Annotated in this window: 22 protein-coding genes; 8 read left to right on the forward strand and 14 right to left on the reverse strand. The window is 73.9% G+C overall.

The window, feature by feature from the left end; genetic code table 11:
- The first annotated feature begins 189 nt into the window (after positions 1 to 189).
- From ACIRPH_RS16440 to ACIRPH_RS16465, 6 genes are all read left to right on the forward strand, one after another.
- Positions 190 to 921 carry an ABC transporter permease gene (locus tag ACIRPH_RS16440; RefSeq protein WP_402914963.1) on the forward strand — a complete coding sequence of 244 codons (732 nt, stop codon included), beginning with the start codon at positions 190 to 192 and terminating at the stop codon, positions 919 to 921.
- A complete protein-coding gene (locus ACIRPH_RS16445) occupies positions 918 to 1,784 on the forward strand; it encodes an ABC transporter permease (RefSeq protein WP_402914965.1) in 867 nt (288 codons plus the stop codon). The genes ACIRPH_RS16440 and ACIRPH_RS16445 overlap by 4 nt, the downstream gene beginning before the upstream one ends.
- A complete protein-coding gene (locus tag ACIRPH_RS16450; protein WP_402914967.1) occupies positions 1,781 to 2,599 on the forward strand; it encodes an ABC transporter ATP-binding protein in 819 nt (272 codons plus the stop codon). The genes ACIRPH_RS16445 and ACIRPH_RS16450 overlap by 4 nt, the downstream gene beginning before the upstream one ends.
- Positions 2,565 to 2,921 (forward strand): hypothetical protein, encoded by a 357-nt coding sequence (locus tag ACIRPH_RS16455; protein WP_352983287.1) that lies wholly within the window; start codon positions 2,565 to 2,567, stop codon positions 2,919 to 2,921. Before ACIRPH_RS16450 ends, ACIRPH_RS16455 begins: the two co-directional genes overlap by 35 nt.
- Positions 2,922 to 3,181: 260 nt before the next feature.
- Positions 3,182 to 3,931: an SDR family NAD(P)-dependent oxidoreductase gene (locus ACIRPH_RS16460; protein ID WP_402914972.1), complete on the forward strand. Its 750-nt coding sequence runs from the start codon at positions 3,182 to 3,184 to the stop codon at positions 3,929 to 3,931.
- 308 nt (positions 3,932 to 4,239) lie between these two features.
- The gene (locus ACIRPH_RS16465) at positions 4,240 to 4,755 is read left to right on the forward strand and encodes a 2,4'-dihydroxyacetophenone dioxygenase family protein (protein WP_330092835.1); all 516 of its coding nucleotides are present in this window, start codon (positions 4,240 to 4,242) and stop codon (positions 4,753 to 4,755) included.
- 63 nt (positions 4,756 to 4,818) lie between these two features.
- On the opposite strand, the gene lpdA is transcribed toward ACIRPH_RS16465, so the two are convergent.
- The 4 genes from lpdA to ACIRPH_RS16485 form a co-directional block, all read right to left on the reverse strand.
- Positions 4,819 to 6,231 carry a dihydrolipoyl dehydrogenase gene (gene lpdA / locus ACIRPH_RS16470; RefSeq protein WP_402914975.1) on the reverse strand — a complete coding sequence of 471 codons (1,413 nt, stop codon included), beginning with the start codon at positions 6,229 to 6,231 and terminating at the stop codon, positions 4,819 to 4,821.
- A 180-nt stretch (positions 6,232 to 6,411) separates the two neighbouring features.
- A complete protein-coding gene (locus ACIRPH_RS16475) occupies positions 6,412 to 7,365 on the reverse strand; it encodes a DedA family protein (protein ID WP_402914978.1) in 954 nt (317 codons plus the stop codon).
- A 262-nt stretch (positions 7,366 to 7,627) separates the two neighbouring features.
- The gene (locus ACIRPH_RS16480) at positions 7,628 to 9,613 is read right to left on the reverse strand and encodes a hypothetical protein (protein WP_402914980.1); all 1,986 of its coding nucleotides are present in this window, start codon (positions 9,611 to 9,613) and stop codon (positions 7,628 to 7,630) included.
- 199 nt (positions 9,614 to 9,812) lie between these two features.
- A complete protein-coding gene (locus tag ACIRPH_RS16485; protein WP_402914983.1) occupies positions 9,813 to 10,928 on the reverse strand; it encodes a winged helix DNA-binding domain-containing protein in 1,116 nt (371 codons plus the stop codon).
- Between the two features lie 80 nt (positions 10,929 to 11,008).
- On the opposite strand from ACIRPH_RS16485, the gene ACIRPH_RS16490 reads away from it, so the two are divergent.
- On the forward strand, positions 11,009 to 11,605 hold the full coding sequence (locus ACIRPH_RS16490; protein ID WP_402914985.1) for a GNAT family N-acetyltransferase: 597 nt from the start codon (positions 11,009 to 11,011) through the stop codon (positions 11,603 to 11,605).
- 398 nt (positions 11,606 to 12,003) lie between these two features.
- Here the strand turns inward: ACIRPH_RS16490 and ACIRPH_RS16495 are convergent, their stop codons facing one another.
- The 4 genes from ACIRPH_RS16495 to ACIRPH_RS16510 all read right to left on the reverse strand — a co-directional run bounded on the left by ACIRPH_RS16495 (position 12,004) and on the right by ACIRPH_RS16510 (position 16,161).
- On the reverse strand, positions 12,004 to 13,557 hold the full coding sequence (locus ACIRPH_RS16495) for a tripartite tricarboxylate transporter permease (RefSeq protein ID WP_402914986.1): 1,554 nt from the start codon (positions 13,555 to 13,557) through the stop codon (positions 12,004 to 12,006).
- The gene (locus tag ACIRPH_RS16500; protein ID WP_402914988.1) at positions 13,558 to 14,142 is read right to left on the reverse strand and encodes a tripartite tricarboxylate transporter TctB family protein; all 585 of its coding nucleotides are present in this window, start codon (positions 14,140 to 14,142) and stop codon (positions 13,558 to 13,560) included.
- On the reverse strand, positions 14,139 to 15,131 hold the full coding sequence (locus tag ACIRPH_RS16505) for a Bug family tripartite tricarboxylate transporter substrate binding protein (RefSeq protein ID WP_402914990.1): 993 nt from the start codon (positions 15,129 to 15,131) through the stop codon (positions 14,139 to 14,141). The genes ACIRPH_RS16500 and ACIRPH_RS16505 overlap by 4 nt, the downstream gene beginning before the upstream one ends.
- Positions 15,132 to 15,522: 391 nt before the next feature.
- A complete protein-coding gene (locus ACIRPH_RS16510) occupies positions 15,523 to 16,161 on the reverse strand; it encodes an ATP-binding protein (protein WP_402914992.1) in 639 nt (212 codons plus the stop codon).
- 268 nt (positions 16,162 to 16,429) lie between these two features.
- Between ACIRPH_RS16510 and ACIRPH_RS16515 the strand changes: the two genes are divergently transcribed.
- Complete coding sequence (locus ACIRPH_RS16515; RefSeq protein ID WP_402914995.1) at positions 16,430 to 16,951, forward strand: DUF397 domain-containing protein; 522 nt, start codon at positions 16,430 to 16,432, stop codon at positions 16,949 to 16,951.
- Between the two features lie 79 nt (positions 16,952 to 17,030).
- On the opposite strand, the gene ACIRPH_RS16520 is transcribed toward ACIRPH_RS16515, so the two are convergent.
- The 6 genes from ACIRPH_RS16520 to ACIRPH_RS16545 form a co-directional block, all read right to left on the reverse strand.
- Entirely contained in the window at positions 17,031 to 17,654 is a 624-nt protein-coding gene (locus tag ACIRPH_RS16520) for a DUF4333 domain-containing protein (RefSeq protein WP_402914998.1), read from the reverse strand.
- A gap of 133 nt (positions 17,655 to 17,787) precedes the next feature.
- Entirely contained in the window at positions 17,788 to 18,120 is a 333-nt protein-coding gene (locus ACIRPH_RS16525) for a rhodanese-like domain-containing protein (RefSeq protein WP_402915000.1), read from the reverse strand.
- Entirely contained in the window at positions 18,117 to 18,383 is a 267-nt protein-coding gene (locus ACIRPH_RS16530; RefSeq protein ID WP_402915003.1) for a hypothetical protein, read from the reverse strand. The genes ACIRPH_RS16525 and ACIRPH_RS16530 overlap by 4 nt, the downstream gene beginning before the upstream one ends.
- The gene (locus ACIRPH_RS16535; RefSeq protein WP_402915006.1) at positions 18,380 to 18,835 is read right to left on the reverse strand and encodes a hypothetical protein; all 456 of its coding nucleotides are present in this window, start codon (positions 18,833 to 18,835) and stop codon (positions 18,380 to 18,382) included. Before ACIRPH_RS16535 ends, ACIRPH_RS16530 begins: the two co-directional genes overlap by 4 nt.
- 21 nt (positions 18,836 to 18,856) lie before the next feature.
- Positions 18,857 to 19,276, reverse strand: coding sequence for a MarR family winged helix-turn-helix transcriptional regulator (locus ACIRPH_RS16540; protein ID WP_402915008.1), 420 nt, complete (start codon positions 19,274 to 19,276; stop codon positions 18,857 to 18,859).
- Between the two features lie 191 nt (positions 19,277 to 19,467).
- On the reverse strand, positions 19,468 to 19,761 hold the full coding sequence (locus ACIRPH_RS16545) for a hypothetical protein (protein WP_402915011.1): 294 nt from the start codon (positions 19,759 to 19,761) through the stop codon (positions 19,468 to 19,470).
- Between the last annotated feature and the right edge of the window lie 302 nt (positions 19,762 to 20,063).

The raw sequence follows: 20,063 nt of genomic DNA on the forward strand, positions 1-20,063 counted from the left end.
GGGCCCCGCCCCACCCCCCCCCCCAACAACCGGGGGGGGCGGGCCCCCCGGGGGGGGGGGGGGGGCCCCCCCCCCCCCGGGGGCGGGCCGGGGGGCCCCCCCCCCCCGGGGGCCCGGGCGGCCCGGAGGGCCCGACGCGGCTCCGGGCCCGGGTTCGTCGGAGCGACGCTCTGGTTCACACTCCCGTTCGTGGCCCTGGTCGCCGTCTGGGCCGTGACCGTCGAGGTCACCGGCGTCCCCAGGCGGATCTTCCCGCAGGTGGACGACGTCGCCGCGGCCCTGGCCGACATGGCGGCGAGCGGTGAGCTCGCCAGGCACCTCGGCGCGAGCCTGTACCGGGTGCTCATGGGAAGCGCCATCGCCGTGGCGACCGGACTCCCGTTCGGCATCGCCCTCGGCGCCAGCCCGGCCCTGTCCGCGTTCTTCTCCCCGCTGCTGCGGTTCTCCGTGGCGCTGGCGGGGATCGCGTGGATCCCCATCGCCACCCTGTGGCTGGGCTACGGCGACGGCGCCGTCATCTTCATCGTGTGGAACGCCATGTTCTTCGCGCTGGCCTACAACACGATGCTGGGGGTCCGGCGCATCCCCGCGACCCTGCTGCGCTCCGCCCGGTCCATGGGCGCGAGCCGGTGGCGGATGTTCTGGGAGGTGCTCCTGCCCGGGGCGCTGCCCAGCGTCGTCAGCGGCCTGCGGATCGGGCTCGGCTACGGGTGGCGCGGCCTGGTGGCCGCAGAGATCATCGCGAGCAGCGCCGGGCTCGGATACGCGCTCTTCCTGGCGCAGAAGACCTTCTCCACGGACGTCATCATCGCCTCGATGGTCGTCATCGGCGTCCTGTGGCTGATCATGGACCGGCTCCTCCTGGCACCGCTGGAGAGGCGCACCATCGAGCGCTGGGGCATGACGGGAGGTGCGCGATGACCGCGACCCGCGAGAGGAACGCGTCGCCGGGAGCCCGGACGCGGCCCCGCCGCGCACCCCTGGCCAGGCGGTTCTGGGCCAGGCTGTCCCGCAACGGCGCGTTCCGCACCCTCGGGCCGTTCGTGCCCGTCGTGGCCCTGTGGTGGCTGGTCGCCGAAGCCGGCGTCTTCCCGGACGCCTTCTTCGTCGGCCCCGACAGGGTCGTCGCCGAGGTCGGCGACCTGCTCCGCAAGGGTGTCCTGCCCGGCTACCTGTCGGACTCCCTGACCCGGCTCGGCTACGGCGTCGGGTTCGGCCTCCTCATCGGCCTGCCGATGGGGTTCCTGACCGCGATGTCCCTGAGGGTCCGCAAGGCCGTCTGGCCGATCCTGCTGTTCTTCCAGGCCATCGCGGACATCGCCTGGCTGCCGATCGTGATCGTGTGGTTCGGCTTCAGCCTGACCTCCGTCACCTTCGTCATCGTGTACACGATCGTCTTCCCGCTCATGCTCAGCGTGGTGGCGGGGGTCGAGCAGGTGCCGGGAGAGCTGATCCGCGCGGCCCGCAGCCTGGGCGCCGGCCGTGTCCGGGTGTTCGTGGAGGTCATCCTCCCCGGGGCGCTGCCCGCGGTCGCGAGCGGTGTCCGCACCGGGCTCGGCTACGGATGGCGCGCGCTCGTGGCCGCGGAGATCATCGTGGGCACCAGCGGTATCGGATTCATGATGTTCGACGCCCGCAGGGTCGGCGACGTCAGCCAGGTCTTCCTCGGCATGATCGTGCTCGGGGTCCTCTGGTACATGCTCGACGCGCTCATCCTGGCGCCGTTCGAGAAGGCCACCGTCGAACGGTGGGGGATGGTGCGAAGCATGGAGGGTGACGGATGACCGCACTGGTGATCGAGAACCTGAACAAGGTCTACACCGACGCCTACTCGGGGGAGGAGGTCACCGCGATCGGTGACGTGTCCTTCACCGTGGAGCGCGGTGAGTTCGTCTCCGTCCTCGGCCCCAGCGGCTGCGGCAAGACCACGGTCCTGAACACCGTCGCGGGCTTCGTCCAGCCGACCGGCGGCGTGGTCGAGGTGGACGGGAGCCCGGTCTCCGCCCCGGGGCCCGACCGCGGGGTGGTGTTCCAGAGCCACGCCCTCTTCCCGTGGAAGACCGTGCTCGGCAACGCCGTGTTCGGCCTGCGCATGAAGGGCGTGCCGCGCGCCGAGCGCGAGCGCCGGGGCCGGGAGTACCTGGAGCTGGTCGGGCTGGGCGGGTTCGAGCGCAAGTACCCGCACGAGCTGTCCGGCGGCATGCAGCAGCGGCTCGGCGTCGCCCGGGTCCTCGCGAACGAGCCCGCGGTGATGCTCATGGACGAGCCGTTCGCGAGCATCGACGCGCAGACCCGGCGCAGGCTCCAGGAGGACCTGACCCGGATCTTCGAGGAGCGGAGGCCGACGGTGTTCTTCGTGACGCACGACATCGACGAGGCGGTGTTCCTCTCCGACCGGGTGGTGGTCCTCTCCGGCCGGCCGAGCACGGTCCAGGAGATCGTCACGGTGGACCTCCCCCGTCCGCGCACCTGGCGCGAGGCGGTGGACCTCCCGGAGTTCCGGGACAAGGTCGCCCGGATCAACGACCTGCTCTCCGGCGGGGCCGGGACGGGGGGTGGGGCCCGTGTCGACTCGGACAGCCCCGTCGACGTGGTCTAGGGCCCTCAGGAGCGCGACCCTGCGCAGGATCGCCGTGGTGGTCCTCGCGGTGCTCCTCTACCAGGGGTGGCTCGGGTTCCAGGCGATCGGCAAGGCCGAGCCGGGGCTGGGGGACGCCCCCGACGAGCGCGGCAGGTTCGACGTGGACGTGGTCCTCGGGTTCGTTCCCGAGCGGTACCACATCCTCCAGCTCCAGAACCACGGGCGCATCGCGGGCACCGACGACACCGTCGTCCACCTGCGCGGCGTCTCGCCCGCGGGGGTGGACGCCCTGGCGCGCGAGTACTGGATCGAGGCCCTGGTCGCCCCCGAGCCCGAGTAGGCCCCCGCGAACCGCCGGCACCGTCCACGCCGGCGGCCCCGGCGGGCGCGGGCCGCCGGCCCGCGCCCGTCCCCGCCACGACCACAACCGCATCGACGTCGAGAGACACCCGGTACCCGAGGCGGTACCGGGCTCCCAGTGGACCGCTGCCGCGGGGGGCTCCCCCTCGGCGGGACCCCGGGGACCTCCCGTCCAGAACCAGAGACCGAGTCCACACCCCACGCCGGCGGTCACCCGCCGGCCGCAGAGTCGGAGGAGCCATGGAAGGCCAGCAGCCGGGCCCCGCAGGGAGCCGGGGCGACGCGCACCGCCCCCGCACGGTCGTCGTCGTCGGCGGCACGAGCGGTATCGGCGCGGCGATAGCGGAGCGGTTCGTCGAACGCGGCGACCGGGTCGCCGTCGGCGGACTGCGGGCCGCCGACGCCCCGCCGGCGCTCCGGGGGAGGGCCGCGGTCACCGAGGTCGACGTGACCGGCGGCGACGCCCTGGAGGACTACCTGGGCGGGTTCCCGGAGATCGACGCGCTGGTCAACGCGGTCGGGATCATCCGGCGCGGCGACGAGTTCGACCCGGCCGTGTTCGCGCGCGTTGTGGAGGTCAACCTGACGTCCGTGATGCGCTCGTGCGTGGCGGCCCGCCCGGCGCTGGCCGCCTCGGGCGGGTGCGTGGTCAACATCGCGTCGATGCTGAGCTACTTCGGCGGACCGCTGGTCCCCGGCTACAGCGCGAGCAAGGGCGGCATCTCGCAGCTCACACGGTCGCTCGCCGTCGCGTGGGCGCCGGAGGGCATCCGCGTCAACGCGGTCGCGCCGGGGTGGATCAGCACCGACCTGACCGCCGGGATCCGCGAGAACGACGAGGCCCAGGCGCGCATCCTCGACCGGACGCCGATGGGCCGCTGGGGGCGTCCGAGCGAGGTCGCGGGCGCCGTGGACTTCCTGTGCGGACCCGACGCGGGGTTCGTGACGGGCGCGGTCGTGCCCGTGGACGGGGGGTACCTGGCGGCCTGACCGGGACGGGCGCCCACCGGGCCACGGCCCCACCGCCCCTACCGGCCTCGCGGACCCCACAAGACCAACCGGATCGCGGGCGCACGCGCCCGCGCCCCACGGGACGGCGCGGCCCCGCGCCCGCGCCCCACAGACGCCCTGGGGAGCTCCCACCGTCACCGGTCACCCGGTGGGGCGGGGCGGACAGCTCCTCAGGTGCCTTCCACGAAGGAAGAACGGCAGGCGCCGCGACGAGGCGCAGCAGAGCAGGACCGGCCACACCGAGCCGCGCCGGCCCCAGGGCCGGACGGCACACCAGGGAGGACACCGTGTCACCGAACGCCGCATCCGCCAACGAGCCCGTGCGCATCGCACCGTCGCCGGGCATCCCCGCCGAGATCGCGATCCCCGCGGTCCCCGAGGACCCGCGCATGTGGGTCCCGCAGGCGCCGAACGTCTGGTTCCGTCCGCTGATGCTCAACACCGTCACGGGCCAGTGGTGCAACCTGCTCAAGGTCACCGCGTCCGGGATCGTGTCCCGGCACCGGCACCCCGGGGCCGTGTTCGGCTACGTCATCGAGGGCAAGTGGCACTACCACGAGCACCCCTGGGTGGCCGAGGCCGGGCACTTCGTGTACGAGCCGCCGGGCGAGATCCACACGCTCGCGGTCCCCGAGGACTGCGACTACATGGTCACGTTCTTCAACATCAGCGGGGCCATGGTCTACGTGGACGACGACGGCGTCCAGACCGGCTACGAGGACGTGTTCACCAAGATCGAGATGGCGCGCGCGCACTACGAGAGCGTGGGCCTGGGCAACGTCGTCGACGACCTGATCCGCTGACCGCGCGGCAGGGTCCCCCGCCGCCGCCCGGGGGCGCGGCGGGGGGCCTCTGCGGGGCCGGGGCTACAGGTTGATCATGTGCCCGGAGAGGCCGTGCACGGCCTCCTTGACGGCCTCGCTGAGCGTCGGGTGCGCGTGGATGTTGCGCGACACCTCGTGGACGGTCAGGTCCCACTGCTGGGCCAGGGTCAGCTCGGGCAGCAGCTCGGTGACGTCCGGTCCCACCATGTGGGCGCCGATGATCTCCCCGTACTTGGCGTCGGAGAGCACCTTGACGAAGCCGCGGGTGTCGCCGAGCCCGTGCGACTTGCCGTTGGCCATGAACGGGAACTTGGCGACCTGGACGTCGTATCCGGCCTCGCGCGCCTCGTTCTCGGTGTAGCCGAAGCTGGCGATCTGCGGCTGGCAGTAGGTGGCGCGGGGGATGAACTTGTAGTCGATCTCCTGCGTCTCCGCGCCCGCGATGGTCTCGACGGCGACGATGCCCATGGCCTCGGCGGTGTGGGCCAGCATGAGCTTGGCGGTGACGTCGCCGATCGCGAAGATGTGCGGGACGTTGGTGCGGCCCCGGCCGTCGATGGCGACGGCGCCGCGCTCGGTGAGCTCCACGCCGGTCTTGTCGAGGCCGAAGCCCTCGACGTTGGGGGCGAAGCCGATGGCCTGGAGGAGCTTGTCGGCCTCCAGGGTCTGCTTCTTGTCGTCGGTGCCGGTGCCGGTGACGTGGACGCGGACGCCCTCGCCGGTGTCCTCGACCGACTCCACGCGGGTGGAGGTCATGACCTTCACGCCGAGCTTCTTGTAGGCGCGGGCGAGCTCCTTGGAGACCTCTTCGTCCTCCAGGGGGACGAGGCGGTCCAGGAACTCCACGATCGTGACGTCCACGCCGTAGTTGGCCAGGACGTACGCGAACTCGACGCCGATGGCGCCCGCGCCCGCGATGACGATGCTCCCGGGCAGGTTCTCGTCGAGGATCTGCTGCTCGTAGGTGACGACCCGCTCGGACAGCTCCGTGCCGGGCAGCAGCTTGGTGGAGGAGCCCGACGCGATCACGGCGTGGTCGAAGGTGACGGTCTCGGTGGAGCCGTCGTCGCCGCGCACCTCGACCGTGTGGTCGTCGGTGAAGGTGCCGCGGCCGTCGATCTCGGTGATCTTGTTCTTCTTCATGAGGAAGTGGACGCCCTTGACGCGCCCGTCGGCCACCTCACGGCTGCGGCTGTGCGCCTTGCCGTAGTCGAACTCGACCTTGCCGTCGACCTTGATGCCGAAGAAGTCGGCCTCGTTGTTGAAGAGGTGGGCCAGTTCGGCGTTGCGCAGGAGAGCCTTGGAGGGGATGCAGCCCACGTTGAGGCAGACGCCGCCCCAGTACTTCTCCTCGATGACGGCGGTCTTGAGGCCGAGCTGGGCGGCGCGGATCGCCGCCACGTAACCACCCGGCCCCGCGCCGAGGACCACCAGATCGAAGTGTCGTTGTCCCATGACGGGATCTCCTTGAGTGTGTTTGTGACGCACCCAGCGCAGACGGCTTGCCCGGGGTGTCCGATTGCCGAACGCCAGCCTAGTCGCGTGAGGCCACCGGGTGTGTGACCAGGTCGGGACTGGTCGGGCGTTCGGGCGTCGCGGCTGGTCACAGGAGCGGCTCCGGACCCCGTCCGCCTTTCAGGCGCGGGGTGCGGGGTTCCCTGCGCCGACGCGCTCCCCGCCCGCGGGGGCCGCGGCGGGGCCGTCCCCGGCTCCGGCGGCGGGCTCCCCGGCCCGCTCCCCGGCGGCCCCGGCCGCCCTCGCGGCCTCCTCGGCCTTGGCCTGGCGCATCTGCTTGACGACCGGCAGGAACGCCATCACGAAGACGATCGCGAGCGTGACCCACAGGGCGTACCTGTCCACCGCCAGGACGATGTCCACCCCGGTCTGCCCGGCCGCGTAGCCGATGCCGGCGACCGTGGCCGTCAGGAGCAGCGCGCCCAGGGCGTCCAGCAGCAGGAAGGTCCGCAGGCGCATGCCGGTCCAGCCCGCGACGACGTACACGAAGAGGGCGGGCACGCCCGGGAGGTAGGAGAGCGGCATCGCGGCCCGGAGGATCCAGGGGTTCATGTCCTCGGCGCGGTCCGCGAACCGCTGCGCCTTGTCGCCCTGGGCGATGAGGTCGACGAAGCCCCGGCCCCAGCGCCTGCCCACCCACCAGAAGAGCCAGTCGACCTTGAGCTTGCCGACGACGCCCGCGAGCACCACGAGCCACAGGGGGATCTCCCCGATGCGGGCGAAGGCGGAGGCCGCGCCGATCGCCGCGTTGCTGCCGGTCACGAACGCGAGGCCGACGGGGTGCTCGGCGATCAGGAAGGGCTTCAGCGGGGTCAGCGCCATGAAGAACAGGGGGATCGCGACGACCGTGAACAGCAGGGCCTTGTCCTGGCGGGTCGCCTTGCCCTTCCAGGGCTTCATGGCGCGCAGGGCCTCCATCGCCTCCTCCTGCTTGCGCTCCTTCTCGATCTGCTCGGCGGTTCTGCCGTCGGCCCCGTCGGAACCCGCGCCGGGGGTCGCGCCGGGTGCTTCCGCCGCCGTGCCGGAGGCGGGGCGGTCCGGGTTCCCGGAGGTGTGCTTCTGCGTGGTCGCCATGGACCAAGGATCCCCTGCCGTGCGGGCGGCCCGGAAGTCGTAGGAGTCACGGCGTCCGTGTGAGAGCTGCAACCGGTCGCCGATGACAAGTGTCATGCGCGGTGCCGGGTCCCGCCGGCGGTCGCGGACACGGCGACGGCCCCCCGTCCGGCGGGTCCCCGTCGGCGGCACCGTCAGAGCGCACGCCGCAGCCGCCGAGGGCCCGGGACCCCACCGTCCCGGCCGACGGGGTCGGCGCCGGCGAGGGTCCGGGACGCCGCCCTCAGCGCTCGGGCGGCGTGGGCCACTTCCAGCCGGGAGCCCACGACCAGCTGTCCGAGACGCCCGGGGGCATCGGCGGCAGCAGGTGCGCTCCCGGAGGGCGGCGGGAGCCGTCCTGCCCGGCCCGGGGCCCGTCCCCGGCAGGGTCGGGGGCGGGCGGCGGCGGGTCCGACTCCCACGGACGGGGATCGAACGCCTCCTGCGCCCCGGGCGCCTCCGGGCGGCCGGGATCGGCGTGCGGCAGCGGATCAACGGACGGCAGTGGATCGGCGGCCCACCCGAACGGCTCGGAACCGTCGGGGGCCCCGGCCGGTTCCGGGGCGTCGGGAGCACCGTCGTACGAGGAGCCGTTGCGGAACCCGAAGCGGTCGCCCTCGCCCGGCTCGAACCGGTCGGCGGACTCGTCGCGCAGCCCCAGTTCGTCGCGGGCCCCGGGCGGGTCCGCGAACACGCCGCCGTCGAACCCGCCCGTGCGCCCCCGCGGCGCCTCCCGGGGGTCGGCCGAGGTCGGCGTGCTCGGCGGCGAACCGAACAGCGGGTCGTCGTCCTCCCCGTGGTCGGGCTCCGGGGAGACGTCGCGGCCGTAGTCGTCGCGGAACTCCGGCGGCAGCTCCCACCGGTCCTCCGGGAGCGGAGCGGGCGCGGACGACGGATCTTCGGGCCAGAGCGGGTCCCCGCCCCCGAAGGGGGCAGCGTCCCCGGCCGGGTCGCCCGCCCGCGCCGGGCGGACGCCGCCGTCCTCGTCCCCCGTGCCGGCGGGGCCGGGGGCTTCCGCGGCGAAGGGGTCCGCCCGCAGGCTCTCCGCGTCCAGGGCGGCGAACGCCGCCGACATCGGTCCGGAGTCCACCTCGGCGTAGTGCGCGGCCACCCCGAAGTGGCGCGGGGGCCTGCGGTGCGTGCCGGTGTCCTCGTTCTCGATCGGCGGCGCCAGCGGGTGGCGCACCGACCCCGCCGGGTGCGTCCGCGCCCACCAGGCCGCGGCCTCGTCGTGGGGCAGCTCCGCCACGACCTCCAGCGAGCCGGGGATGTGCGGGTGCCTGCGCCCCGCCCTCCACGAGTGCGTGAGCGTCTGGGGCTCCAGGACCAGCACGCGTTCGCCGTCGACCACCGGGATGTCGCCGGGCAGGGCCTCGTTGCCGACCCACTCGCCGTTGCCGCCGACCAGGTCCCACTCGCCGCGCACGACGTCCGCGAGGGGGTCGGCGGGGGTGTCCAGGCACGCGGAGGTCCACCGCGGGTCGGGCCGGGTGCCGGGGACGAGGCGGCCCTCCTTGCCGATGAGCGCGTCCGCGAGGAGGGTGTGCAGCTGGAAGTTGTCGCCGATGCCGTCGAAGCGCACCCGGAAGCCGCGCCACGAGGCGCGGTCGAGCACGAGCACGGTGTCGGCCTCGGCCATCCGCAGGAGTTCGCTCACCTCGGCGAACTCGGTGAGCTGGGTGGAGAGGGCCCGCGTGATCTGGCTGAGCCCGTCCAGGGCGCTGGTGTCGGCGCGCACGGCGGCGCGCACCCCGGGGTCGCCGAGCATGGCCTTGGCCGCCAGGCCGTAGCGGAGGGAGGTCCACCAGCCGATGGTGGCCAGGGGCGCGTTGTCGCCGAGGACCTCCTCGACGCGCCGCTCCTCGGGTTCGGACACCTCGGTGGGGGAGGGGAGGGGGCCGCCGCCGGTCTTGTCCCAGGCGTGCATGAACGCCACCGCGGCCTGACCGTAACTTCCGAGCTGCCGGAGTACCTCCAGCCCCACCTCTCCCGCGGGGGCGCCGGACTCGACCAGGGCCCCCGCCAGGACGGAGAGGTCGGCGGCGATGCCCGCGACCCGTTCGGAGTCGCCGAGCACGGGGGCGAGCGCCTCCAGCGCGATCGCGAGTTCCTCCTTGGACACCTGCGAGGACAGCCGGAACACGTCGTGCACGGCCGCCGGGAACCCGGGGGCCTGGCTGGCGGCGGTGTCGAGCACCCGTTGGAACGCGGCGCGGAACTCATCAGTCACCCGTGAATCCTTCCATACCCGCACGTTGTGTCCGTGGCCGCCCACGTGCGTGGACGGCGGGCTTCGCGGCCCGTCCCCGCTGGTTCGTGCGGCGGTCGCGCGGTGACCGCTCGGATCGGAGGCGGTACTCTCCGCGCGGGTCCGTTCGGAGGCTGCCGGAGGGTCGCGCGGAGGGTGTTCGGAGGGTGGCCGAAAACGCTCAGGCCGTCGGGGCGAACCGCACCTCGTGCCCGTCCCGGTCCGCGGCGAGGAACCGCAGCATCCGCAGCCCCTCCGCCTCCACCTCCTCGCGTTCGGCCCCGCTGATCGGCGCGAACGGGACCACCTCGACGGCGGCGTCCCGACCGGTCCGCAGGACCTTCCAGGAGCCGCGCACCACCCCGTCGACCAGCACGGTCGCGGGCGGCATCCCGTTGCGGGAGGCGAGCCGGCCGAGGACTTCGCCGGAGACGACCCGGCTGCGGTCGGCGTGCCCGCGCAGCAGGTTGTCGAAGTCGTACAGCAGGCGGACCGGCGCGGCGGTGTCCCCGTCCGGGCGCGGGGCGTCGGGGAGGTCGAACAGCTCCTTGCCGTCCTCCCCCCGCAGGACCACGAGCCTGTCGCGCAGGCGGTCGAACACCTCGCCCAGCCGGGTCAGCCCGGACCACGCCTGCGCGTCCATCACCCCGGCGGGGCCGAACGCGGCCAGGTAGCGCAGCACCATCCCCTCCGGGTCCGGCGCGGCGTCCATGGGCAGCCCCGTCCAGGTGTCGGCGGGTGCGAGCGCGGCCGGGCCGGAGGCTCCCCACACGCCGCGCGGCGGGATCTGGAGCACGGGCAGGCGGCCCTTGACGACCTGTGCCAGGTGGGAGCCCTCCACATCCGGCCACCGCTCGTTGAGCCGGGCGCCGAGCGCGCGCAGGTCGAGCGGGGCGCGGGTGAGGATCTCGTACCCGGCCGCCGCGATCTCGTCGGGGTCCAGCCCCCGTGTGGCCCGGCCGTGCGCGCTGTGCGCGACGACCTGGTCGATGGCGGGTTGGACGGTCGGGCGGAGGAACCGGCAGTCCTCGGGGGTGACCAGGTGGAGGGTGCCGCGCATGAGCGTGACGCGGACGAGCGCGCCGTCGGTGAGGAGGCGGCCGACCGTCTCGGGGACCAGGCCCTCGATCCGGTTCTCCAGCCCGGCGTACCAGGTGTGGGTGGTCTGCGCCTGGAGGCCCCCCAGGCGGGTGACCACGTCGGTGACCGGCAGGTCCACCCGCCGCAGGAGGAGCTGGCGGTCCAGGGTGGCGCGGTTGAGCGCCCGCCGGGAGATGACGGTGCGGGTGGTGGCCATCGCTCGGCTCCTCCGGGGTCCGGTTGGTGGTCGAACACTACAATCCGGCACGGACATACCGGTCGGAGCGGGGAGGGCGCATGTCGTGGACCGAGAGGTCGAGGGCGCGGCTGGAGAACGGGCGCGTGTCGCTCGCGCCGGTCGCGGAGGCCGACAGGGCGGGGTGGCGCGCGCAGGCGCTCGACCCCGACATCTGGACGTACTTCGTGACCAGGGTGGACGACGAGGCGGGCTTCGAGGAGTTCTTCGACTCCTACCTGGCCGCGAGCGGGGCCGGCAGGCGTACGACGTTCACGGTCACCGACCTGGCGAGCGGGCGCGTCGCGGGCAGCATGAGCTACGGCAACCTCGCGGAGAAGGACCTGCGCCTGGAGATCGGCAGTTCGTGGCTGGGCCGCGACTTCCGCGGCCGGGGCGTGAACCACTGGGCGAAGTTCCTGCTCATGCGGCACGCGTTCGAGGGGATGGGCGCGGAGCGGGTGGAGTTCAAGACCGACGTGCTCAACGAGCGGGCCCGCCGGGGCCTGCGCGCGATCGGCGCGACGGAGGAGGGCGTGCTGCGCTCGTACAACGTCATGCCGGGCGGGCGGAGGCGCGACGCCGTGTACTACTCGGTGCTGCGCGCCGAGTGGCCGGACGTGCGCGCCCGCCTGGAGGAGGGCCCGCGCGCCCGGTAGGTCCTCCGGTCGGCGGTTCCCGTCGGCCCGTGTGCCCGGTCGGCCCGCGTGCCCGGTCGGTCCGCGTGTCCGGTAGGTCCTCCGGGCCCCGCGGCCGGGGCGCGCGGGGAGGCGGAGCGTGGGCGTGGCCGTGGCGCCGCGTGGGCGCTGCCGGAGGGCCCCGGAACAGGGCGCGGGGGGGGGGGGGGGGGGGGGGGCCCCCGCGCGCCCCCCCCCCGGGGGGGGGCGGCGCCCGGGGGCCGCGCCGGGGGGGGCGGCCCGCCCCCCCGGCCGCGGCGGGGGGCCGGGCGGGGGGGGGGGGGGGGCGCGGCGCGGGGGGGGGGGGCGGCCCCCCCCCGGCGGGGGGCGGCCCCCCCCCCCCGGGCGCCCCCCCCCCCCCCCCCCCGGAGGGGGCGGGGTCAGCCGCGTTCGGCCTTCACCGGGGCGGCGGCCCTGCCCGCGGCCCGCCGGGCGCGGAGCCGGCCGACGGCCACGGTCAGGCCGATCGCCAGGAGCAGCCCGTAGATCCCCAGGGTGATCCCGCCGTCCACGAGCACCGACACGTCACCCTGGCCCACGGCCAGTGCGCGGCGGAGTTCGGTCTCGGCCACCGGCCCCAGGACGACCGCGATCAGCACCGGGGCCAACGGGATGTCGAAGCGGCGCATCATCAGCGCCACCAGACCCAGGATCAGCATCAGCCACAGATCCACCATGGAGGAGGCGGCCGCGTACACGCCCAGGGACGAGAACACGGCGATACCGGCGTACATGTACGGCTTGGGGACCAGCAGCAGCTTCGCCCACAGCGGTGCGAAGGGCAGGTTGAGGATGAGCAGCATGACGCTGCCGATGAACAGGCTGGCCAGGAGCGCCCACACCAGGTCGGCGTTGCGCTCGAAGAGGAGCGGGCCGGGCTGCATGCCGTACTGCTGGAAGGCGGCCAGCATGATCGCCGCCGTGGCCGAGGTGGGCAGGCCCAGCCCCAGCAGGGTGCCCATGGCGGTTCCGGCGGTCGCGCTCGCGGCGGCCTCCGGGGCGGCCACGCCCTCGATCGCCCCGTCGCCGAACTCGTCCTCGCCGGTGCCGCGCCGGGCGCGCCGCGCGGCGAGCTTACGCTCGGTGCCGAAGGCCAGGAACGTCGGGATCTCCGAGCCGCCCGCCGGGATCGACCCGAACGGCAGGCCGAACAGGGTGCCGCGCAACCAGGCCGGGAAGGTGCGCCGCAGGTCGCCGCGGCCCAGCCAGGGGGTGCCGGTGCGCCGGAGGGAGCCGCCGACCCCGCCGCCCGCGTGGGCGGTGGCGGCCACGTGGAACACCTCGCCGATGGCCAGCAGCGCCACGGTCACGGTGATGATGCTGAAGCCCTCGAAGAGCTGGGGGACGCCCAGGGTGAAGCGCTCGGCCCCGCTGAGGCTGTCGATGCCCACCATCGAGATGGCCAGGCCGATGCCCAGGGCGATCAGGCCGCGCACGGCCGAGTCCGAGACCACGGCGGAGGTGGCGACGAACGCGAAGACCGTCAGCGCGAAGTACTCGGCCGGGCCGAACCGGAGCGCCAGCTCCACGATGACCGGGGAGAAGAACGCCACCAGCGCCGTGGACACGATCGCGCCGATGAAGGCTCCGATCGCCGCCGTGGCCAGCGCCTGCGGCGCCCGTCCGCGCCGCGCCATCTTGTGCCCCTCGATGGCGGTGGCGATGGCCGAGGCCTGCCCGGGCGTGTTCATGAGGATGGCGGCGGTCGAGTCGCCGAACAGCCCGCCGTAGTAGACGCCGGCGAACATGATGAACGCGCCGGTGGGGTCGAGGTGGAAGGTGACCGGGAGCAGCAGCGCGACGGCCATGGAGGAGCCCAGGCCGGGCACCACGCCCACGGCGGTGCCGAGGACGACGCCCACCAGCGCCAGGAAGAGGTACTCGGGGCTCAGCGCGTTGGCGAACCCCGTCATGAGGTTGTTGACGACGTCCATCTAGAAGATGCCTCCGAGGATTCCGGCCGGCAGGTTCAGGCCGAGGCCGGCGACGAAGGCGAGCTGGATGAGGGAGGAGAACGTCAGGGACAGCACCGCGTCGAACAGGAGGCGGCGGCTGCCCAGCGCGTAGGCGACCCCGAAGAACAGCAGCGCCGCGGACAGGAGCCAGCCCACCGGCTGGAGGATGGCGATGAACACCGTCATCGTGGCGACGACGATGCCCAGGCAGCGCCAGTCGATGCGTACGGGCGTCTCCTCCCCGGTCCCGTCGGACCCGGCGGCGTCGGCGCCCGGGGCCGGCTCGGCGGCCTGCGCCGGGCGGGCCGGCCGCAGGACGACCTGCACGGCCAGGGCGAGGCCGACGACGCCCATGAAGATCGCGACCAGGGTCGGGAAGAAGCGCGGGCCGGGGGGCTCGGTGCCGGTCGGCACGGGCATGGCGGCGGTCTGCACGGCGATGAACCCGGCGATGCCCAGCACCAGGGCGGCGACCAGCAGTTCGGACCTGCCCCGCCACCAGGACGGGCGGGGTGGGGCTTCGGGCTCCGGAGCCCGTGCGGGGATGGTGGCGTCGGTACTCAAGACAGGCCCAGTTCTTCGGTGATGGTGTTGATGCGCTCGGTCTCCAGGGCGAGGAACTCCTCGAACTCCGCGCCGGTCTGGAAGGTGTCGTCCCAGCGGTTGCGCTCCAGGGTCTGCGCCCACTCCGGGGTGTCGTGCATCTCGGTGACGATCTCGGTCAGCTCGGCCCGCTCGGCCTCGGTGATGCCGGGCGGGGCCACGAGGCCGCGCCAGTTGGGCAGGACCGCGTCGATGTCCTGCTCGGCCAGCGTCGGGACGTCGATGCCCTCGACGCGCTCGTGCGCGGAGACGCCCAGGGCGCGCACGTTGCCCGCCTCGATCTGGTCGCTGAACTCGTTGAAGCCGCTGATGCCGACGTCGACGCTGCCCGACAGCAGGGAGGTCAGCGCCTCGCCGCCGCCGGAGAAGGCGATGTAGTTGACGTCGCGGGGGTCGACGCCGACCTCGGAGGCGACGAGACCGGCCAGGAGGTGGTCGGTGCCGCCCAGGGAGCCGCCGCCGATCGCCACGCCGCCCGGGTCGTCGCGCCAGGCCTCGGCCAGGTCGCCCATGTCCTGGTGGGGGGAGTCGGCGGGGACCACGATCACCTCGTAGTCGTCGGCCAACCGGGCGATGGGGGTGACGTCCTGGAGGTCGTGCGAGGAGTTGTTGACGATGATGCTGCCGATCATGACCGTGCCGGTCACCATCAGCGTGTTGGCGCGGCCCTCCTGGCGGACCGCCTGCGCGAGCCCGATGGTGCCTCCCGCGCCGGGCACGTTGACCACCTGGTTGTTGGCGACGATGCCGCCCTCGCGGAGGGCGTTCTGCCCCTCGCGTCCCACCAGGTCCCAGCCCCCGCCCGGAGCGGCGGGCACGATGGTGGTGAGTCGGCTGCGTACGGCCTCGCCGCCGTCGCCGCCGGTCGACGAGGCGTTGACCGCCGCGGCGCCGATGACGACGGCCGCGGCGACCGCGCCGCCGACGCGCAGGATGCGCTGCATGCTCATGGGTTGGCTCTCTCCGTTGCTACCGGTCCGCGGTGCGTGCGGGCGCTCGCGGGCCGGCGGACCTTCCGAGGCGGGCAGTGGCGGCCGTTACATCTCTACGTGTCGCCGGTCGCATTTCGCATCGGTTGCGTGAGCATGTCCTACGGATTGCCTGGCAGGATGACTTTTGGTCGTTTTGAACACAGTGGTTTTTTTGTTCGCCCCGGTCGTCGCCGGCCGGCCGCGGGTGCGCCCCCGGGGCTCGGCGGTGTCCCGGTCGGAGCGGTCCCCCGCCGGGGCGGGGTGCGGCGGTGCTCGCGCCCGGCGACCACGCCGGTCCCCGCCCGCCTCCCCGTTTCCCGGCGTCCCGCCTACCGGGGGCCCGTCCCGGGGGCGCGGCCGCCGCCCGTGCTCACCGGCCGCCACCGCTGTCGGAGGCGGGGGACGCGGGTCCGGGAGGCGCGGCTCCTACCGGTCCGGCGACCCTGACGGCCCCGTGGGCCTCCGCGGCCCCGGGGGCGGAGGGGTGGCGCGCGGCGGGGGCTCCGGGGCGGTCCAGCTCGAACCACACGGTGGTCCGTCCGTCCTCGTGCAGCGTGCCCCACCGGTCGGACTGCAGCGCGACCAGGCGCAGGCCCCGGCCGCCGACCCGGTCCGGGGCCAGGGGGCGCACGTGCGGGGAGGCGGCGCCCTCGGTGCGCGGTCCCTGGTCGGTGACCCTGACCTGGACCCGGCCCCGGAGGCGGTGCAGGGTGACGACGACCTCGCCGCCCTCGGCGCCGCTCAGCGAGTGGGTGATCGCGTTGTTGAACAGCTCCGAGGCGAGGCACTGGAGCAGTTCGGTCGACCGGGGCGGGAGCGAGGCGAGCGAGGCGAGCCGCCGGCGCAGGATCGAGGCCGTCTCCGGGACCCCCGCGAGGGTGAGGGAGTGGCCGATGCCCACGGGGTCCGGTTCCACCAGGATGGCCGCGCGGTCGCGGGGATCGGTGGTCCTCCGGGGGAGGCGGGGAGGGGCGCTGGCCTCCACCTGGTTGTCCCGCCGTTGCTCCATACGGATCACTGATCCCACTTGAATCCCCGTTTCGGGGCCTCCGAAATGCGGGGCCCGAGAGTTCCCGACTGGTGGAGGGCCGGTGGTGAGCTGCCCGGATGTCGGCGGTGCGGATGGGGTCCGGCCCATAGGAAACACAATGGACCGTCCCGGCCGGGAGGGAAAGGGAAACAACCAGGTTGGTGCGCGATCAGGGAATCGATTGTTGCCGGCCGCAGGTCCGCGGCAGTGCGGTCCTGCTGGTTCCTCCTCGGGCGATCGGGCGGGCATGGAGAAGAAGCGCGGCAAGGCGAAATGGCGCAGGGTGGGCGGTGAGCTGCGGGCCCTGCGCACGGGTGCGCACCTGCGGCAGAAGGACGTGGCGCCCTACGCCGGGGTGGTTCCCGCCCAGGTGTCGGCGTGGGAGGACGGCATCCGGGGAATGAGCGAGGCGCAGGTGCTCGCACTCGACCGCGTGCTCGACGCGAACGGCCGCCCCGTTCGGGCGTACGAGAATGCAGAAAAGCCTGAAATATCCCGAAGTGGTACGAGAAGGTACCCGAAATCGAACAGCGGGTTGCGGAGCTGCGGGAGTACCACGGAACACGGTCTCGACGGGCACGTGTGGCACAAGAACAGCCACAGCTCGGGTCAGGGCAGCTGTGTGGAGGTGGCGGAGGGGGAACGGGTGCTGGTGCGTGACACCCGGCACCGACCTCTCGGCCACGTCGAGTACACCGTCGGCGCCTGGTCCGACTTCCTGCGATGTGTGAGGAGCGGGGTCTCCCGGGGCCTGGATCACCGCGGCTGACCGGTGAGGCGGTCAACCGCGGTGGCCGTGAGGAGACCGGTCCCCGGGCGGCTCCGACCGGGGCCGCCCTTCCGCCTCCCTACAGGGGCGCGTCGTCCACCTGGATGTCCCACTGGACGTCGGAGCCCTCGACCGCCGTCGTCGTGACGGTCACGCCGTAGTTCATGCCTCCGTCCACGAGGTTGCAGCGGATCTCGGCCCCCACCTCGGCGGGGAGGTCCTGGGAACAGGTGAAGTCCTCCGGGGCGTGGCCGACCTGCTCGGCGAGCATCTCGCTGGACCTCTGGGCGACCTGGGCGGCGTCGACGGCGCCACCGCCCGCCCCGGCGGCCGGGGTCTCCTCCGCGGCCTCCTCCTCACCGGAGGCGCCGTCGGCCGCCTGCTCGTCGACCTGGACGTCCCACTGGACGTCGGAGCCGTCCACCGCCGTCGTCGTGACGGTCACGCCGAGGGTCTCGCCGCCGTTGGTCAGCTCGCAGCGGATCTCGGCTCCCACTTCGGCGGGGAGGTCCTCGGGGCATGTGAGGTCGTCGGGGGTCTGGCCGACCTGCTCGGCGAGCATCTCGCTGGACCTCTGGGCGACCTCCTCGGCGTCGACGGCGCCGGGGCCGCCGAAGCTGAAGGAACAGCCGGTGGACAGGAGCAGGGGCAGGGCGCCCAGAACCGCTCCGGTGACGACTCGCTGACGTCTGGTCTGCCGCATCGCGGCCTCCTGAAGGTTGGGGGACCTGACGGGGGAACAGACCTGGTGAAAGCGGCGTCGGTTCCGTCGCGGAGCGCTTCGATATCCTTCCGTGTCCTTGCGGGAGAGGGGCGGACCCCGGGGACACGACCGCTCACCGGTCGGTGAGCGGTCCGCCGGCGGCGCGCCAGTCCACGAGGCCGCGGCTCATGTTGACCGCGTCGAAGCCGTACTCCACCAGCAGGTTCGCCGCTCCGGCCGACCGGATGCCTCCGGTGCAGAAGGTGATGAGCAGGCGGTCCTCGGGGAGTTCCACGGAGCGTTCGGGCAGCTGCTCCAGGGGCACGTGCACGGCCCCCGGGACGTGGGTCCGGTTCCACTCGAACTCGCGGCGCACGTCCACGACGAGCGCGCCCTCCGCGACGAGGCGGACCGCTTCGGCGGCGGTGACGGCCGGGGGACGGCGCAGGTAGTGTCGCAGGCTCATGGGTTCCGGGCCTCCCGTCGCACGTTGACCATGGTGAGCGGGCCGCTCAGCACCGGCACGAGCGCGCCGACGCGGGTCCGCGTCGCCAGGCCGCCGCCGAGGAGCGCCGTGACGGCGGTGGCCAGGTAGAGCGCGCCGTGGGTCGGGCCGAGGACGCTCGCGACCGCCTCGTGGTGCACGGTGGCGAGGTTCAGCAGCAGCCCGAGGACGCTGACGAGTTCGAGTGCCGAGAGCACGGAGAGCGTGCGCAGCAGGGGGGTCACGGGTAGCTCGATCCGGGGCGCACGATCATGAGCACGACGACGACCACCCACAACAGGTTGAACAGGCCGGTCAGCATGCCCAGGCGCCGCAGGCGGGCGCCGTCGTCGGGGGAGCCGAGCGCCTCCCGCTGGAGCGGCGCGATCCGGAGGGCGAGCAGGGCGCCGGCGACGGCGGTGAGCACCATCGCGACGACGATCCAGATCTCGGACGTGCGGTCCTGGACGAAGGCGAGGACGAGGCCGACGACCGGGACCGTGAGCGCCAGGACCCCGTAGACGCGGGTGATGCGGTACAGCAGCCGGGCGGTGTCGGTGCTCCGCTCCGCCCGGTCCGCCGCCGCGGGGGCGGCGGTCACGGGCGCGTACCTGGGGAACAGGCTGGTGGTCACGGCCACGGGGCCGACGAAGAGGATGCCCGCCACGACATGGACGGACAGCAAGAAGGCTTCCATAACCTTCAGGTTACCTGAAGGTCAGTCGGAGCCCGACACCGCCCGTGCCATCTGGACGCGCAGCGCCTCGGCCAGTTCGGGGTGCCGCTCGGCGAACTCCGCGTCGAGCCGGGACACCTCCTCGGCGGCCCGGGCCAGCAGGGCCTCCCCCTCGGCCGTGACCCGCAGGCTCGACGCGGAGCCGGCGTGCGCGGTCCCGTCGTCGACGAGACCGGCTCGGACGAACGCGGCGACGGCGGAGTGGGCGCTCTGCACGGTGATCCGCGAGCGCCGGGCCAGCTCGCTGAAGGAGATGCCCGGGGTCCCGCGGACGTGTCCCAGGAGCCCGTACTTGCGGGTGGTCAGTCCGAGGGGCTTCAGGGCCCGGTTGAAGGAGTCCTCCCACACGCGGCCGACCGTGAGCAGGGCGACGGTGGGACTGAAGGGAGGTGGTGCCGGCATGGGGCCAGGCTACCGGCCGGGGGTCCGCGCATGGCGGGCGTCCTTCGCGCGCAGGGCCCCGGGCCTGCGCGGACCTCCGGGGCCCTCCGTGCGGACGAAGGGGGCCGCCGCCCGGAGGCGGCGGCCCGCGGCCCCGGCGGGGCTCCGGCCCGGACCCTTCGGAACGGGCCCTCCGGAACGCGGCCGGAGAATCAGCCGCCGTTCTCGTCCGCGGCGCGGCGGCGGGCCTCGCGACGGGCCGCCTGGCGGTTCCTGCGGTTCTCGGCCCGGTTCATCTCGCCCATCTCCCTCTTGGCCGCACGGCCGTTGGGGCCCATGCAGCAGGTGATGCCGGCGCTGTGCTCCCACCGGCAGCGGGTGCCGGAGTCCTCCCGGGCCGGAGCGGGAGGCAGGTCGCAGCCGCCGTGGCGGTGGTCGTGGACGGGCCGGGGGTCGTGCTCGGCACAGCGGACCCACACCGGCTTCGTCTTGTCCGTACGGGACATGGTTTCCTCACCCGAACCGCCGCCCGTGCTCCCGGTCTCTCCGGGCGGGCGGCTAGGTTGGCAGGCCCATCACGTCACTCTCCTCGGGTCGTCCGCCGACCTCCGGCGGGGGCGTCGCGCCGGGGGCGGTCCGGCTCCGGGCCGTTCCTGGGGCCCGGGAGCGGGGCCCGTACGGGATCCGCCCGCGCGCGGCCCTCCAGGCTAGGCAGGTCCGGCGGCGGCGCGCAAGATCCGTCGACCGGTTCGCCGCCCCGGGAGGGGGTTTCGGGGCGGATCGGAGTACGGAAACGGGGCGGCCTTTT

The organism is Nocardiopsis sp. NPDC101807 (genome assembly GCF_044766605.1).
Classification (GTDB): domain Bacteria; phylum Actinomycetota; class Actinomycetes; order Streptosporangiales; family Streptosporangiaceae; genus Nocardiopsis; species Nocardiopsis tropica.

Excerpts from the sequence above, each read along its gene's own strand:
- ACIRPH_RS16515 (WP_402914995.1), top strand. The coding sequence starts at position 16,430 with ATGGAGAAGAAGCGCGGCAAGGCGAAATGGCGCAGGGTGGGCGGTGAG.
- ACIRPH_RS16540 (WP_402915008.1), bottom strand. The coding sequence starts at position 19,276 with ATGCCGGCACCACCTCCCTTCAGTCCCACCGTCGCCCTGCTCACGGTC.
- ACIRPH_RS16490 (WP_402914985.1), top strand. The coding sequence starts at position 11,009 with ATGTCGTGGACCGAGAGGTCGAGGGCGCGGCTGGAGAACGGGCGCGTG.
- ACIRPH_RS16520 (WP_402914998.1), bottom strand. The coding sequence starts at position 17,654 with ATGCGGCAGACCAGACGTCAGCGAGTCGTCACCGGAGCGGTTCTGGGC.
- ACIRPH_RS16525 (WP_402915000.1), bottom strand. The coding sequence starts at position 18,120 with ATGAGCCTGCGACACTACCTGCGCCGTCCCCCGGCCGTCACCGCCGCC.
- ACIRPH_RS16535 (WP_402915006.1), bottom strand. The coding sequence starts at position 18,835 with ATGGAAGCCTTCTTGCTGTCCGTCCATGTCGTGGCGGGCATCCTCTTC.
- ACIRPH_RS16445 (WP_402914965.1), top strand. The coding sequence starts at position 918 with ATGACCGCGACCCGCGAGAGGAACGCGTCGCCGGGAGCCCGGACGCGG.
- ACIRPH_RS16495 (WP_402914986.1), bottom strand. The coding sequence starts at position 13,557 with ATGGACGTCGTCAACAACCTCATGACGGGGTTCGCCAACGCGCTGAGC.
- ACIRPH_RS16475 (WP_402914978.1), bottom strand. The coding sequence starts at position 7,365 with ATGGCGACCACGCAGAAGCACACCTCCGGGAACCCGGACCGCCCCGCC.
- lpdA (WP_402914975.1), bottom strand. The coding sequence starts at position 6,231 with ATGGGACAACGACACTTCGATCTGGTGGTCCTCGGCGCGGGGCCGGGT.
- ACIRPH_RS16460 (WP_402914972.1), top strand. The coding sequence starts at position 3,182 with ATGGAAGGCCAGCAGCCGGGCCCCGCAGGGAGCCGGGGCGACGCGCAC.
- ACIRPH_RS16505 (WP_402914990.1), bottom strand. The coding sequence starts at position 15,131 with ATGAGCATGCAGCGCATCCTGCGCGTCGGCGGCGCGGTCGCCGCGGCC.
- ACIRPH_RS16450 (WP_402914967.1), top strand. The coding sequence starts at position 1,781 with ATGACCGCACTGGTGATCGAGAACCTGAACAAGGTCTACACCGACGCC.
- ACIRPH_RS16485 (WP_402914983.1), bottom strand. The coding sequence starts at position 10,928 with ATGGCCACCACCCGCACCGTCATCTCCCGGCGGGCGCTCAACCGCGCC.
- ACIRPH_RS16545 (WP_402915011.1), bottom strand. The coding sequence starts at position 19,761 with ATGTCCCGTACGGACAAGACGAAGCCGGTGTGGGTCCGCTGTGCCGAG.
- ACIRPH_RS16510 (WP_402914992.1), bottom strand. The coding sequence starts at position 16,161 with ATGGAGCAACGGCGGGACAACCAGGTGGAGGCCAGCGCCCCTCCCCGC.